Annotated in this window: 6 protein-coding genes and 9 pseudogenes; 5 read left to right on the top strand and 10 right to left on the bottom strand. The window is 55.8% G+C overall.

Annotation, left to right across the window (positions count from 1 at the left end):
* Window positions 1-27: 27 nt before the first annotated feature.
* From FFH21_RS00610 to FFH21_RS00595, 4 genes and pseudogenes are all read right to left on the bottom strand, one after another.
* Window positions 28-879 (bottom strand): annotated as a pseudogene (locus FFH21_RS00610) (YifB family Mg chelatase-like AAA ATPase); the annotation flags it as partial.
* A gap of 345 nt (window positions 880-1,224) precedes the next feature.
* Window positions 1,225-1,983, bottom strand: coding sequence for a LysR substrate-binding domain-containing protein (locus FFH21_RS00605; RefSeq protein ID WP_234704563.1), 759 nt, complete (start codon window positions 1,981-1,983; stop codon window positions 1,225-1,227).
* Window positions 1,984-2,029: 46 nt separating this feature from the next.
* Complete coding sequence (locus FFH21_RS00600; protein WP_004663854.1) at window positions 2,030-3,133, bottom strand: IS5-like element ISPsy19 family transposase; 1,104 nt, start codon at window positions 3,131-3,133, stop codon at window positions 2,030-2,032.
* 207 nt (window positions 3,134-3,340) lie between these two features.
* Window positions 3,341-3,715 (bottom strand): annotated as a pseudogene (locus FFH21_RS00595) (IS5/IS1182 family transposase); the annotation flags it as partial.
* On the opposite strand from FFH21_RS00595, the pseudogene FFH21_RS30385 reads away from it, so the two are divergent.
* A pseudogene (locus FFH21_RS30385) lies at window positions 3,709-3,810 on the top strand (NADP oxidoreductase); the annotation flags it as partial. The pseudogenes FFH21_RS00595 and FFH21_RS30385 overlap by 7 nt on opposite strands.
* Window positions 3,811-4,011: 201 nt before the next feature.
* Here FFH21_RS30385 and FFH21_RS00585 read toward each other — a convergent pair.
* Together FFH21_RS00585 and FFH21_RS00580 are read right to left on the bottom strand one after the other, a co-directional pair.
* Window positions 4,012-4,635, bottom strand: a pseudogene (locus FFH21_RS00585) (hypothetical protein).
* 113 nt (window positions 4,636-4,748) lie between these two features.
* A pseudogene (locus tag FFH21_RS00580) lies at window positions 4,749-5,645 on the bottom strand (acetylornithine deacetylase); the annotation flags it as partial.
* Between the two features lie 38 nt (window positions 5,646-5,683).
* Here FFH21_RS00580 and FFH21_RS00575 point away from each other — a divergent pair.
* Window positions 5,684-6,133: pseudogene (locus FFH21_RS00575) on the top strand (tyrosine-type recombinase/integrase); the annotation flags it as partial.
* Window positions 6,134-6,159: 26 nt separating this feature from the next.
* Here the strand turns inward: FFH21_RS00575 and FFH21_RS00570 are convergent.
* Window positions 6,160-6,480 (bottom strand): hypothetical protein, encoded by a 321-nt coding sequence (locus FFH21_RS00570; protein ID WP_004662327.1) that lies wholly within the window; start codon window positions 6,478-6,480, stop codon window positions 6,160-6,162.
* Between the two features lie 134 nt (window positions 6,481-6,614).
* Complete coding sequence (locus tag FFH21_RS30380) at window positions 6,615-6,758, bottom strand: hypothetical protein (protein WP_223810060.1); 144 nt, start codon at window positions 6,756-6,758, stop codon at window positions 6,615-6,617.
* 421 nt (window positions 6,759-7,179) lie between these two features.
* Between FFH21_RS30380 and FFH21_RS00560 the strand changes: the two genes are divergently transcribed.
* A complete protein-coding gene (locus FFH21_RS00560) occupies window positions 7,180-7,656 on the top strand; it encodes a hypothetical protein (RefSeq protein WP_004662330.1) in 477 nt (158 codons plus the stop codon).
* A gap of 96 nt (window positions 7,657-7,752) precedes the next feature.
* Here FFH21_RS00560 and FFH21_RS30375 read toward each other — a convergent pair.
* Window positions 7,753-7,905, bottom strand: a pseudogene (locus FFH21_RS30375) (ATP-binding protein); the annotation flags it as partial.
* Window positions 7,906-8,311: 406 nt separating this feature from the next.
* On the opposite strand from FFH21_RS30375, the gene FFH21_RS00550 reads away from it, so the two are divergent.
* Complete coding sequence (locus FFH21_RS00550) at window positions 8,312-14,050, top strand: hypothetical protein (protein ID WP_041924695.1); 5,739 nt, start codon at window positions 8,312-8,314, stop codon at window positions 14,048-14,050.
* 147 nt (window positions 14,051-14,197) lie between these two features.
* Here the strand turns inward: FFH21_RS00550 and FFH21_RS00545 are convergent.
* Window positions 14,198-14,333 (bottom strand): annotated as a pseudogene (locus FFH21_RS00545) (transcriptional regulator); the annotation flags it as partial.
* Window positions 14,334-14,400: 67 nt separating this feature from the next.
* Here FFH21_RS00545 and FFH21_RS00535 point away from each other — a divergent pair.
* Window positions 14,401-14,612, top strand: a pseudogene (locus FFH21_RS00535) (hypothetical protein); the annotation flags it as partial.
* Between the last annotated feature and the right edge of the window lie 110 nt (window positions 14,613-14,722).

The following is a 14,722-nucleotide window of genomic DNA, read 5'->3' as shown; positions in this document are numbered from 1 at the left end:
TCGATTTTTTTGCATTTAATTCGATAACCTACAGCCACCGCCCACCAATGCCGGCCCGGACGCCGAGTGATGCGGCTGTCGAAACGGCCGCTGCGGCCAACTGGTCAGCGGCACTTGGCTGGCAACCGACTGAATCGCCGCCACCTCCAGCGCTTCGTGCTCGTCCAGCGGCGGCAACAAACCCGGTAGGCGGCTGGCGAGCAGCGTCTTGCCGGTGCCAGGCGGCCCACTGAACAACAGGTTGTGCGCCCCGGCAGCGGCAATCACCAACGCACGCTTTGCGGCAGTCTGCCCCTGCACTTCGCTGAGGTCCGGATACGGCTTGGGCTGATGCAGCAAGCCGCTGGACTGATACGGCGCAATCACCGTGCGCCCGTTGAAATGCGCAACCAGCTCCAGCAAGTGATTCACCGCAATCACCCGCAGCCCCGACGCCAAACACGCTTCCTCGGCGTTCACCGCAGGAATGATCAGCGTCCTCTCCGCAGCACGTGCCGCGAGCGCAGCAGGCAGCACCCCCTGAATCGGCCGAATCGCCCCCGACAGCGCCAACTCGCCCAGGCATTCAACATCCTGCAACGCAACCAGCGGCACCTGCCCGCTGGCGGCCAGCAAACCCAGCGCAATCGCCAGATCAAACCGCCCGCCATCCTTGGGCAAATCAGCCGGCGCAAGGTTGAGCGTGATCCGCCGCGCCGGAAAATCCAGCCCGGAGTTGAGAATGGCACTGCGCACCCGGTCCTTGCTCTCCTTGACCGCCCCTTCCGGCAGCCCCACCAGCGTCAGGGCCGGCAGGCCGTTGGCCAGATGCGCTTCAACAGTAACCGCCGGGGCTTCCACCCCGACCTGGGCACGACTATGGACGATAGCCAGCGACATGGATCATTCCTTGATATGAGCGATGGGCGGGTATCGTGCTTTATTTAAGTGATGGGGGTGAGTGGGGAATGGATACAGGGTGTGAGTGGGGAATTGCCCCTTATAAGGGACCGCCTCTGCCTGGAACAGAAACATCGTTTTTCCTTCGAACAACACCTTTCCAAGGCGCTTTTTCGCACCACAGGCGCATCTCTGCCTCATCAGGCGTCTCGACAGTTGAGATCAGCTATAGCGCCAAATTTAGAGGTCTTTTCAGAGTTTTCTTAAGTAAAATAGTCAGCATTCCGCGACTGAATTAGCAATACGAAGTGCAGCTAAGGAAATTATATAGCCCACACCTTGGTATCAGCTAAATTCGTCCATGAGAAATCCGATAAATGCTTTCAACTTGAAAGGCATAAGGGAGTTCTTACGATACACCAGGCTCATCGGCCGGGATGGAATCTGGTAATCCGGAAGCAGTTCAATCAATCGACCTTCTGTCAGGTGGGCGCTTACGATTATCTCTGGAAGCAAGGCGATGCCTTGCCCACTCAACACCATGATGCAGACCCCTTGCGCATCATTGACTTGCATTCTTGCAGGGACTGAAACCTTAATGAATTCGCCATCGGCGCATAAAAACTCCCACGTGTTCTGCAACGTATTCCAAGCCGTCCTGTACTCATCAAAATACGTCGCGATACAATCATGCACGATCAGATCCTTGGGGGTGGCTGGCCGACCTTTTCTAGCCAAATATGCCGGGGAGGCACACAAAACCAGTTTGTAAGGCCTGAGAGGGCGTGCCACGAGAGAGGAGTCGGACAGTACGCCCAAACGCACAGCTGCATCGAAACGGTTCTCGGAAAAGTCCACCAGTGAGTCGCTGATCGACACGTCTACTCTTATTTTCGGGTGGATCCGATAAAATTTTTCGAGTGTTGGCAGGAAGCCAAAGATACCAAACGAGCGCGGCATGGAAATATTCAGAACCCCCTCAGGATTATGAATAACATTCGACGCTACCTCTGCACTTTCATGTAGCAGATCGAAAATGCTGCGGCAGGTCTTGTAATAATAAACCCCATAGTCCGTAATGGATATCTTCCGTGTGGTACGCATAAGCAATACCGCGCCTAACTCTCCCTCTAGGAGGGTGTAGACAAAATCATGTAGTGAGTCGGCGCGCGAGTATTCGAGCCTCGGCCAACCAAACCCATGCCTCGCTTACCGCAAAAAGGCGATCATGATGCATGATCAGTCGCCGAGCTCTCTCATTCCAGGCATGAGTTCGCTCCACTACCCATCGCTTGGGCATGACCACAAATCCAGTCTGAACAGGCTCCACGGAAAATAGATCGCCTTGTTCAGAGTGCCATTGCCCTGTTCTTCTGTTATTCGGGCCACGGATCACTTGAACATCGATAGCGTGCAGTTGATGGGTGCGCTGTGCCCATTTTCCTGCGTACGCACTATCAACAAAAAGCGTGCTCAGTGACGGATATTTTTCCTTCGAGTACGCCACCGCATCATCCGCCGCGTCACGATCCTGCACGCTTGCAGCACTGATACTGACAGCCAGCAGCAGGCCCAATGTATCGACAATCAGACTTCGTTTACGCCCCTTCACTTTTTTGCCTGCGTCGTAGCCGCTGTCACCGCCTTGAGGAGAACTGCGGGTCGACTGTGAATCCAGGATCGCTGCTGACGGGCTGTCAGCGCGTTCTTCCCGCTCACGCCATTGAGCTCGCAAGCGATCATGCATTTGCTCGAACTTGCCTTGAGCGCTCCACCGGCGGAACGTTTTGTAGACATTGTCCCAATGAGGAAAATCGCGGGGTAGCATTCGCCATGAGCACCCCGTGCGTACGACATAGCAACAGGCTTCCAGCAACGTGCGCCGAGAGTGAAGCGGTGGCACTCCTCGTCCGCCCTGGCTTTCAAACAGGTCGGCGACCAGTGCCCACTCGGTATCTGTCAAGCAACTCGGATATAGCTGCTCCGGCAGTTGGCGGCGGTGGGTTTCATTGTAGCCATAGGCTTTATTAGGTTCAGGTGACTGAAAACTTCCCTTGGCCCGCTGCTTTACACGCGTAATCCCTGCCATTTTCAACGCTTTTGCAAAGGTGTCGGGATGCGCAGTGATACCGGTTTCGGCGAAGAATACGAGCGCCAATTCGGCCTGGCTGGAATAGGGCTGTGCATGAGCGAGTTTCACCAGCACGGGATAGTGCTCGGCGGCAATCGAGCGAGGACGTCCGGTTTTAGGCATGGCTTGAGGGCTATTCAGACAAGGGAGTGAAAGTTTAATTTATTTTGTCTACACCCTCTAGGGAAGGTCTGAAGTAGCCGGATGTTTTCCGGCTACCGAGTCCTCAGCACTTTTCAAAAAACGATGCATGTCGAAATTTGCTCAATTATCTTCGCTTTTTAGCTCTTTCGGCCGCTGCAAAGCCTTTTGCGGTAACCATTTCCTGCATTACACGCGCACCTCTCCTGCGCTCGCCAACAAATGTCGGCCGGCCATCCACAGGTTTGACAGGGCGAACAACGTCACCATCTGCGCGGTGTTCTTGGCCAAGCCCCGAAAGCGCACTTTTTCATAGCCAAACTGGCGTTTGATGACCCCAAACGGATGCTCGACCTTGGCGCGAACCTGGGCCTTGGCCTTCTCGATTTTGCGGATCGCCTTGTACAAAATACTGCGTTTTCCGTGCTTTTTGTAAGTGCTGTGGCGGGCGGCAATCTGCCAAATGACCTTGCGCCCAGCGTGTTCTTCGCGCTTCTCGACCCCGGTGTAACCTGCGTCGGCGCAGACTACGTTTTCCTCGCCGTGCAGCAGTTTGGCAACCCGCCTATTGCATACCATTGGATAAGGAAGGATTGAAGATTGCCTTGGCCGCAGCACAACGGCAGTGTGAGTTACCCCAAGGATCGTGGCGCCACTGACTCGCGCACAGTTGCATTGGCAGAGGTCTTGTGAGCGAAGGCAATTCTGCTAGATGACTTGGTCGAACGGTTACGAGCATTCAGGCACGTAACCTATTCATCACGGGTGTGGCTTTATTTGAAGGCAAGTGAGAGTGAAAAGCTCAGATTTGATCTGACAGTTACCGGATTTGCGGTCGTGGCTGTCAGGTCTATCTGCAATCAGCGTCCGGGCACTACCAACCGCGCATACTGGTCCTGACCAATCCACCCGAAAAAGGAGCGATCATCCGCATTGATGAACTAGACCTGAGCCGCGCCATCCTTGAATGCCAGAACCCCGACAACATCACCTTTGACGATGTAAGCGCCACGAGTGGCCTTGGCATTTGGCGTCTTCTGTAGCCACGCCTTGTCGGCTTTGACTTTCACCAGACTTATCCACTGTTTGCTGGCCGTTTGGGTCAGGTCCAGGCCGGTGGCGATGTCGGGCATCAGCACATTCAGGCAGCCAGAGTGTTGCTGGCCTTGTTCGATGGTCAGCGTTACGCCGTCAGTCGAGGGCTTTAGTGTTCCCGGATAGGCTCCGTCGGACCATGAGGATACCGCCACGTCTTTGCCAGCCTCGACATTGCCTTTTAGATAGAACGCGCAACTGAAGGGCGGATCTTCGCCTCGTTCTTCCGCGTAGTAGCCTTCGACTTGATGATCAGGCGTCACGGCCAGCATCAACTGCTCGTATTTGCCGGAATGCAGTGCCGAGTCCTGAGCGAACGCCGACGTGCCAACACACAGCAATAGAGTTGCGGCCAGGGACCAGCGAGTAAGGGGACGTTTGTCAGTCATGCTTCCATCCATAGAACGTTCGAATAGCCGGGAAGAGTGGCCAGTCCATGACTGGCGCGCCGAGACGTTAGCGTATTTCGGCGCGCAACTGTATCACTGAAATCCGCGGCGATTCATGGCCGCGACGCGAACGCCAGTACACGTTTGAGCATCTCGTCACAGGCGTCAAGTTGCGCGACGCTGATGAACTCGTCCGGCTTGTGCCCCTGCTCCATGCTACCCGGCCCGCAGACCACTGCCGGGATGCCTGACTGGTCGAACAACCCGCCTTCGGTTCCGAACGCCACCGTGCCAAACGCTCGGGAGCCGCAAAAACCGGCAATCAATTCCGCCGCCTGGCTGTGCAGGGGAATATCCAGCCCCGGATAGCTCGACAGTTCAGTGAACCGGATCTCGCTCCGGGCACTGACCGCCTGCATGGCCGGCAACAGTTTTTGCGCGGCGTAGGCGTGCATGGCAGTGACGATCTGCTGCGGGTCCAGGGTGGGGAGCGCACGCACTTCGAAATCGAAACGGCACTGTTCGGGCACGATGTTCAACGCCGTGCCGCCGCTGATCACGCCGGTCTGAATGGTCGAAAACGGCGGATCAAAGCGCTCGTCAAGGGCATCAGCCACCCGTAACGCCTCGCCCAGGCGACCCAGCTCGCCGATCAACTGCGCCGCATATTCAATGGCGTTAACGCCAATGGGCGCGTGGGCCGAGTGGCAGGCGGCACCCTGTACATCGCAGCGCATCGCGACCTTGCCTTTGTGGCCCAGCACCGGCTGCAACTCCGTCGGCTCGCCGATCACACACAGCATCGGTTTCACCGGCCGCGACTGAAGCGATGCCAGTAACGAGCGTACGCCCAGGCAACCCACTTCCTCGTCGTAGGACAGCGCGATATGCACCGGCATGTGCAGCGATGCCTGGGTAAACGCCGGAACCAGCGCCAGCACGCAGGCAATGTAGCCTTTCATGTCCGCAGTGCCACGGCCGTAGAGTTTGCCATCCGCTTCGCTCAGTTCGATGGAGGAATTTTAGTCGCATTAATTTCGAAAACCTACAAAAAGCGCCGCAACTGAAGACCGGCGATCTGTAGGAGCGACGTGGCATCAAGCACCTGCGGGTGCATGGCAAAGGCAGCAAGACCCGCTTTCTGCACCTTTATCCATTGGCAGCTGAGCGCATTTATGCGTACCTGGAAAGGATGTTGAACGTGCTGCCGTGCCAGGTCCGCTTTTTCGCTCGATGCGTGGCACAACCACCGGCACCGGTGCCACTGCGAATGGTCTTTACACCATTGTTGCGCAGTGGGCACGCGTGGCAGGCATCGAGGTCGAGCGGTTGGGTGTGCATGGTTTGCGAGCAACGGCGGCGACCAATGCTCTGGAGCATGACGCCGATATCGAAGGTGCAGATGTGGCTAGGGTACGCGAACATCAGTACCACCCGCCTCTACGACCGGCGCGGCCAGCGGCCTGAGGATTCAACGACCGTCAAAGTAAAAGACTGACTCACTGCCTGTATAAATTAACAGATTTAATTGGCGGGCTTGACCGATACCAGCTCCACGTACCTGTATTTCTTGCGTGCAATCTTCATTGCATCTACTTCAGCCTGAAGGCGGCTGAGCGTGTCGGCTTCGTGTGTGATCAACTCCGTCGTGCCTTCATACTCGTTACCTACACGTAACATTACCACGAGCTTTGGTACGAAATTCCTGGCCATCTTTCGCTTGGCGGCGGCTTTCGCAGATTGGTTGTTGCCTGTATTTGGATGAGCTTGTGGAGCGGCTAAGCGCACTGTTGGCCCGCCCGAGCCAAACAATGCTTGACGCATTTCTTCTTCGGTCATGGTCATTCTTTTCCTGGCGGCAGTTGGTGTCGGTCATTTAGCCATAGGTCGTGGACGTAAAGTTCGTCTGTTTAGGCATCTGGTAGACCTTCTGAGGCTGCTGGATGGTTTGTTAAGCATTTAGCTCCTCCCGCGGGGACTCATTTTCCACCAAAAAACGATGCTGTGATCACTGCGCCGATTAAGGTTGCAGGTACGACAATGAAGAGTCCAATGATGCCAAGGCCAAAGTCATCTGCCAGCTTAGCTCTTGATTTCGCTCCCATGCTTGCCATTTTAAACATCACTGCCGCTTCGCCGAGCAACCAGTAGATTGGATGGGAATGCGATGAAAAAGACCAACATTTTAATCGCAGCGCGCTTAATTATTCCTCTTTTCCTACCTAGTGTCGGTCACACCAGATGCGACCAGTAAGTTCGCGTCCGTGGTACCGCGTGGTAACTGAAGTAACCGCTTACCGTACTTTTGAGCCATTGCCCTTGAACCCGGATAACCCCAGCAAGCCTCCACCGTGATATAGACTGCATACCGCCAGTGTTTCTTGGACATCGAGATGCAACTCACTCAGCGACACCTGATTGAAGATTTTACTCGTTGCAATGGAACTGAAAAAGAGCGGCGAACCACCTACTCTTCTATAGGCAAACTTAATAACCCGTATCAACGGACTGTCCTGCTCTGCTTTATCTACGTTTTGAGGCACTATGAATATCAATAACTTTACCAAGGTAATTAAATCGTTGGCCGAAGACCTGCGGTTACCCGCTCCGACCCAGACAGGTACTCAGTTTGAGTTAATCACGGCCTCGGGATTAAACTTGGTACTTGATTTGGTTGTTCCTGACACGCTACTGATCTCTTTCTCGCAAAACTGTTTGCAAAAAGGCACTACGGAATTTTTATGGAATATCCTGCAAGGAAATTTAATCGACGACCAACATCCTGCAATAATTAATTCAGACTCATATACGAATAATTTAATTATTTCTTGGATGGCAATTGGACTGTCAGATAACGATCGCCACGCTGTCTTGTCCCATGCAGAGAGATTTGTTGGCTACGTCGAGTATCTGTATCGTTGGGTAAGAAACTTCATAAGTAATCCAGTAGTCAGCACTCGTGAAGACCTCGTTAAGATAATTGCATCTGAAGGGGTGTCTCGTATAAATAAGATGGTGTAAACAAAATAAATTAAGCTTTCACTCCCTTGTCTGAATAGCCTTCAAGCCATACCTAAAGGCCATCACTGCGGGCACTGCTTGCCTAACACTGTCCATAGTGGTGATGACCACGCTGGTGTGTTCGTACAGCTTGGACAGCAGGTGAAATAGCAGTGCGCCACCGCTTTGGCATAAAGGCAAATACCCCAGTTCATCAAGTATTACCAGATATGTGCGAAGCAGTCCTTGGGCGATTCGCCCTGCCTTGCCAAAGAGAACACGCCGGAGTGGTGGTCAGGCCAGACTCGTTGTGACATTTTGATGACGGTCGTGGGAACCGATCTGGCTGCACAGCCACTCAGTTACTGTCGTTTATTACCGCAACGAAGAAGACTCTAATCGGTAGAGCCCATAGTATTCCAGTCACGAGCTTGTAATGGAGATGTAGACCACCTCCTATTCGGCATGATGCCGTTGGTTCTTCGTGGGAAATAAACAGGACATATATTTTATATACAGGAGTTTAATAATAACGATGGTAAAGGTTACCTCTTCCGGATTTACTGCCAACCCTCTCCCTCATCATGCAGACAGTGTCTCGCCTGCTAACAGCCCGCCTCAGCTACCTGAACCATTGCCCTTGGTTGATGAAAGCCCGTCGTCTCACAAGGGCGGCATGCGAAATCGGGCTCATGCAAGTTTGAATAGTCAGGTGCTCGGACTGCAAGCGGTGCCGTTGCAACGCGGAAGGCATGTTCGTATCAGAAGTCATACAGATGGGGTGAGCGTCATTAATGACTGGCTGGCAAAGCGACCGTCGGTTCAAAGCGAAACCAGCCTTGATAACAATGGCAAGCTAGTGCGCTATACCGCCATGCATCACGAGCCGCTAGCGCCGCGTAATGAGGCGTTTTTCACCTCCGTACCAGGCATGTTGATGGCCGTTTTGACGGTCCACCCTGACATTGAATACGGCATCAGCGGAGAAATAACTGCCGATGCTGTGGCTGCCCGGCTTGCCGAACCGCCGATAGGATTATTAACAGGAGTCTGGCAGTCCTCCCATGATCGAGCATACATAGAGCGCGGCGGTGTGGTTCATACCGCAAATATGGAAGAGCGCTGGACGTCATTGACGCTGCCTGGCGCGGATCCCCGAGAGCCCCTGCGGATGATTGGTTTGCAGGCCGATGGCGATGTCTATCTACACAACGGCAGGCAACTCTGGCGCGCAACCGACACGTCTGCCGAGTCCGTGCCGACCGAACGGCTTCCCGAAGGCGCGGCGGTGCGCATTGGCGCCGGTCGCGAGGTGCAATGGCTACATGAGGGCGCGGTTCATTCAAATGGCATTTCCCGTCCTGTCGAGCTTTTGCGGCCAGAAGCCAGCGGCCTGGGGGTCGAGCAGAGTCCGGCCCGCCCCGTTGATTTACTGCCATTGCCGCGCGGCAACGCTGCGCTGATCCTCGATGATAAAGGACGTATTTATCAGGCCGATCTGAAAGGCATCGGGCCTGTTGAAGCCCACCGGCTGAAATTACCTGGCGATTTTGCGCAGGGCAAAGGTTGGGCCGTGACCACCATGGGGTTGTCCAGGGACAACACTGTTCATCTCATGTTGCAGGATCAAAACGGGCGGCGCATGAGCTTGCAGCGAGCGCAGAACGAGGTGCTGTTTCGGCCGGCGTATCTGCTGGATCGCCCGTTGCTGCTGCTCTACACCGAGGGGCTGCATGTTCCGTCGGAGACGGCTGTGCAGTCGCACGTTCAGCTTGATGGTCATGCTCAGGTGGGGCATATCGACGGCGTGCTGCATTATCAACCGGCTCCTGACCAGCCATGGGAGCGGTTAAGACAGCCGGGCGGCGAACCGCTGACGGGTGTGACCGCTCTCTATTCCTCTGCGTTGGGATTTATCGACAGGAAACCGGTTTTTGCTTTATTGGGGGATGCACGGCAGGTCGTCGAACTGAAACTGGAGGGCCGTACCTCTTGGTTGCCGACTGATGCCGAACTGCCGCGTCATCCTGCGGGGGGACCTTTGGCGGTTATCCCGGATACAGTGGAGTTACGCGCCAGGCTTATCGCGCAGTTTGACGAGCCAGTGCAGGCGCTGGCAGTTCACAACAATCGCCAGAGCGTCGCGCTGATGGAATCAGGTCTGCTGATCGCCGCCGACGCGGATGGCAAAGTCCGCCGACTTCCCCTGTTGCAGCGCCCCATCGCCCTCGCCATAGGGCTCAACGATCAGTTGCTCGTGTTGCATCATCCTCGTAACCAGCGACCTCAGTTGAAACGTTTGAGCGCGAAAGATGACTGGGAGCCGGTGCCGATAATTCTGCCGGGGATTGATCACCCTTCGAATCTTCGCGCCACTCGAACTGGGCAAATACAATTGCAGTTGGGTGATAACTGGCACACGTTGCTGCCTGCAATGACGTCGCACGACAATCGTCCCTTGCCAGCACGCGTAAAGCCCGAACCGGAGGCAGACGAACTGCCGTCGGAGAACTTCCTTGCAGGCACCAACGCCCGCGTCAACCAGCAGCAAGCCAGTCGTATCAGCACACCGCATCATGATGCATCTGCGGTTACGACGCTGATGGGGACAGCAGCGAACAACCCGTTGACGATGACGTCGAGCGTACAGGCAGTGGTTGATACGACGCGCGCTCAGGTTGGCGCATTGGCGAGAGATGTGTTGGGCGGAGTGACGAAAAACACGATGCGGGCAATGGCGCACAAGCTTGGCGTCGTACTGCCGCCGACAACCCAGGAGAGGCGTCTGGCCAGTTTCCATTATGAGGCGAAGCAGGCGTATACGTCAGGTAAAACGCTGTTCGAACAGTTGCCGACGCTCGCGCAAGTACGCGTCGCTTCAGCCGTAGGACCGTCCGACGGAGAAAAGTTCGGGCTGTCACATCAGCAAACGCAACGCTTGTTGAACCTGCGGGAAGAGAAGCTGGAAGCGCTGTTACGCGACTTGCGCAAGATAGGCTTCCATGAAGGCGTGATCATGGGCGATATGGGGGACGGCGAGAGTGCTGGCGATCTGACGTCTACCACCTCTACGCCAACGTTCCGGCTGGCCGAGCTATGGCGGCGGCAGCATTCGCAAGTGAATAAAGCGCTGTCTTCGGTCGGCTTGTCCAGATCAGAAGATATTTTGCCGAACCTGAACCAGAGTATTAAAGCCTTGGCGGGTGGCGCGGCGCTGCACGCTGATCGTATGGGCGAACGTGAGGCTGAGCTGTTGAGCGTCTTGTGCGAGGTCAGCGAAAAAATCATGCGTGCTGGCGTACGCTTGCCGGCGGATGATGGAAGCGCTGACAGTGCCAGCAGCCATGCGCCACACGGCTTGCGAACATCAGGGTTGATGGCGGGTTTGGTGGACTATGATGCGCTGTTGACCAGCACCGATACGCAGGCGCTGGAAATGGCGGAGAGGCTTCAGCAAGATGCCAGGCTTCCGGGGTTGTGCAAACTCGGTCTGTCTTCTTGGGTTCAATTAGCGGCCTTCGATGATGTGGTGACGACGTTTCGCGAACAGATATCGTTGCCGGGCTCGGCACGCCGCACCCAGTTGCTCAAAAATCTTGGCTTGCCGCCCGATGCCGCGCCGGACGAAATGGCCGCGCGTATGTCCGATTTATTCCTGGATCTGTTCAACAGGAGTACCTTTTTCTCGACGCAGTCGCGCGGTCTGGAAATTCGCGGGTCGTTGGGGGGCGCCGACTGGAAACATCTTAATGCGTTTAGCGTCGGCATAACTGGCGAGGCGCTTCAGGTACTCGGCGTGGAGCGCATCGGTGACGGCAAGGACGGCGATGCCGGGTTGGTCGCGTTTTTTGTGCGCCACGCCAAGGCCTCCGTATCAGCGACGTCAGGGGTCGGAATCGACTTCAAGCCAGGCCTTGGCACTGGTGGCCGTGTTCTTGATTCGCGGCCGGGTCGCTCGATGAACTCAACGTGGGGAGGCTCCGCCAACCTGGGTATTTCCGGGACATACCAGCATGGTCAAGGCGCCGCCGTGATTATCGCGCCTTCGACGATCTCTGATTTCGTGCGGCTGTTATTCGACGTCAATCACCCCGATAGCACTCAGATCCTGCGCACTGGCGTGAACGGTGGTTCGATTGGTCTGGATCTGTTCGAAACCAATTTGAATGGCTCGGTGGGGGCAAACGTCAGCGTATCGCCGTTTAGCCTGAGCCAGAAATATGGACCACAGAAACCGTCGGCAGATGCTGCTGCATCCGGCGCCGACAACCGACGCAGTACCGCGTCGGGGGCGCTGTCGGTAGGCGCGACGGCGCAGGCTGGCGCGCACTGGGGACAAATGGAGTTGCACCTGGATCACGCCTGGGCAGAGATTATCGGCCTGGAATTTCAGGGGCGCACGGATTTCAATCTGGAATTCAACAGCAACTTGAATCTGGGAGGCGCGCTCTCTTCAGCGCTCGGCGATCGCCCTCAAAAGTTGATAAATGCGTCTACTGGAAACGGTAACCTGCAGCTCGCCGGCATCCGCGTTGCGTCAAGCGATGTGCAACTGCCGACCGATAGCGTGGTGGACGATAAGCGCCGCGGCCCCTTCCTGTCGACGGCCAGCTATAAACGCACCTTCGATACGCAAGTCGCCAAGCCCATTACGGCCGACGAGTGGAGCCAGATGCGTCAGCGCCTGGCCAGCGCCTTTCCTGACAATATCGGGGAGTTGGGTGCGCTCGCTTATTCGACCAGCCCCAGCGAGCGTATCGCGACAATCAATCAGATGATTGACCGTATACAAAGTTCGAAGGCGCGTAACGTTGAAGCCGGTGGTGCCCTGGATGGAAATGCATTGCGCCGTCAGCGCCTTGATGCGGCCCGAGAGATGTCGAACGCAGGCAACAGTGTGTGGCAGGCGAGCTCCGAAATTGATCGCGCCTCGGTAGTGGAGATGCTGCATCAATTGCGTCAGCAGGAACAAAGCGCCGTCCAGCATCATGCCCGCGCAATTCCCGGAGCGCGGGTGGAGTTCAACCTGTTCGGGCGTGAATCGCTAGAAACCGTAGTCTTTCACGCCATCGGCCATATAGGGCTTGGCAGCAAACTGAACGACATGGCGGAACTGCGTCGCAAAACACCTGGCCTCGATCAGGTCATGCGCTGTTTCCAGTCGTTGCCCAACATCAATCAGGTGCGATACGTGTTCGAGATGCGTCCGCAGGCGAGGTTCGCCATCAATGACGCGCTACTGGCGCGCGAGCAGCAGGCGTCGGCACGTGCGCTGGGTTTGCCGGGCTCCTCAGCAAGCGAACTGAATTGGCGCGGCGTTCTGGACAAGATCAAAAACACACCTGACCTGTACCGTCTGGCGGCGATCGCCGTACATAACACCGATGAAAACCCCGTGACTTCAAGAATAGGGCTGCCGCTGCTGAACGTTTCGGCCACTGGCGCGACATCGCATCAGTTGTTCGAAGCGGAAATCCAGTTCCGATACGGTCTTTATGACGGTTTGCAAGGTATTGAGGTGCTGGAAGCCGGAAGCAGAGCGCTGCAGTCGCCGTTACGGGTATTACAGCAATCCGGTATTCAGGCTCTGGGGCAGAGAACCCAGGCCGGGGATGTTCCGTATGGCCCTCCGTCGCCGCGTAAAGAGGCGACGATGCGCACCGCAGGGGAGGCTGCTGCCCTGACAACGAATGACGTATGGCGACAACTTGACGGCAAAATTCAGCGTATGAATTCGGCGCATGAACGTGAGGCGAATGCTATCGGTTCGTTCCAGCATGCTTATGGGACGGCGTCCGCGCATGTAGACAGACTGCTTTTGCGCATTCCTGAATTGCCAGCGCCTGAAATTGATGACCGCAACGCCGATGGAGAAAGTGTGCGGGGTGCATTTGCGTCGCTCAAACGAAATCATCAGGCCCTGGATGAAGATGTAAAGGCCATGCGCCAGGCTAGCGAAATGGTGTACTCGATACCCGGCGAGCGGACCAGGCAGACGGAAACTTCGGCTTTGGCCCATGTGCTCAGTGTTGAAAAAAGTCGGCGTTCGCTCGGACATGCCATGGAAATATTGGCTGGCAAAGGGGTGGAAGCTGGCACGGCAACAGGACTTGAACTTAACAGGGTCTCATCGCAAGTGAACGCCCTGGTCGTTCGCCGCGACGAGTTGCTGACGCAACTTGAACGAGGAGCTCAGGAGGGCGGTTCGAACAGCGAAGAGATGGCGATGGAGCTTCAACAGACAACATCATTACTGCAGCGGCTGCGCGCCGACTTGCTCGGCGAGCGGCAAGCGATGGACGCTACTGCCAAGCGCCTGGATCAGGCAAACCGTGTTGCCCTCGAAGGTGAGCGCAGCTTCAGCGATGCCGTTCGTGATATGACGTGGGGTGAACTCGATAAGATGCCGCAGTAATTCCGTTACTCACTGAAACAACAAAGGAAGCGACCTGAGGGGCGCTTTTTTTGTTGTGGTTCGTCGTTCGTCTGGTTGAATCTCAACGACCGCTATACAAGCAGTAAGTGCTCAGCGTTGATGCGTGATCTATCCCTTGCAAGTCGCTCATAACGATTCCCTGACCACCAGCGGACAATCCACTGGCTGGACTCGGCTGGGCTCCCGAGACTTCGAGGCTTTCTATCAAGTGCCGGGCAGCATTACGACCGATCTCGTAGTACGGCAACTGCACCGTGGTTAGGCACTGCTTCGCACAGACTTGGTGATACTGGATGAACTCAGATATTTGCCCTTCAGTCAAAACGGTGGCACCTCCGCCCTTTTCGGTCGTGGGTTTGGAATATCGCGGTGGTGAGCGTTTCTTGTCAGTCGCCCCGCCTGGCAGCACTCAACTGAGCCCACTGAACCTCATACGCCCCGGCGATATGGTCGCAGCAACTGGCAGCTCAACAGCCTGGATGACTCCCGCGCACTGTTCAGTATCAACGGCTCCACCCGCATTCTGCCCCTGCGTCCTTAGAGATTCATATGTCCATCTACAACCTGAGAATGCTCACACTGGTGGGGATATCAGGGGGTCGATGCGTGCGTAATGACTACCTGTAACGGGTCGCAATCAGCACGCTTTTT

This window comes from Pseudomonas sp. KBS0707, from assembly GCF_005937945.2.
Lineage (GTDB): Bacteria > Pseudomonadota > Gammaproteobacteria > Pseudomonadales > Pseudomonadaceae > Aquipseudomonas > Aquipseudomonas amygdali.
This window is presented reverse-complemented; position numbering and strand designations above follow the sequence as displayed.

Excerpts from the sequence above, each read along its gene's own strand:
- FFH21_RS00605 (WP_234704563.1), bottom strand. The coding sequence starts at position 1,983 with ATGCGTACCACACGGAAGATATCCATTACGGACTATGGGGTTTATTAT.
- FFH21_RS00600 (WP_004663854.1), bottom strand. The coding sequence starts at position 3,133 with ATGCCTAAAACCGGACGTCCTCGCTCGATTGCCGCCGAGCACTATCCC.
- FFH21_RS00570 (WP_004662327.1), bottom strand. The coding sequence starts at position 6,480 with ATGACCATGACCGAAGAAGAAATGCGTCAAGCATTGTTTGGCTCGGGC.
- FFH21_RS30380 (WP_223810060.1), bottom strand. The coding sequence starts at position 6,758 with ATGTTTAAAATGGCAAGCATGGGAGCGAAATCAAGAGCTAAGCTGGCA.
- FFH21_RS00560 (WP_004662330.1), top strand. The coding sequence starts at position 7,180 with ATGAATATCAATAACTTTACCAAGGTAATTAAATCGTTGGCCGAAGAC.
- FFH21_RS00550 (WP_041924695.1), top strand. The coding sequence starts at position 8,312 with ATGCGAAATCGGGCTCATGCAAGTTTGAATAGTCAGGTGCTCGGACTG.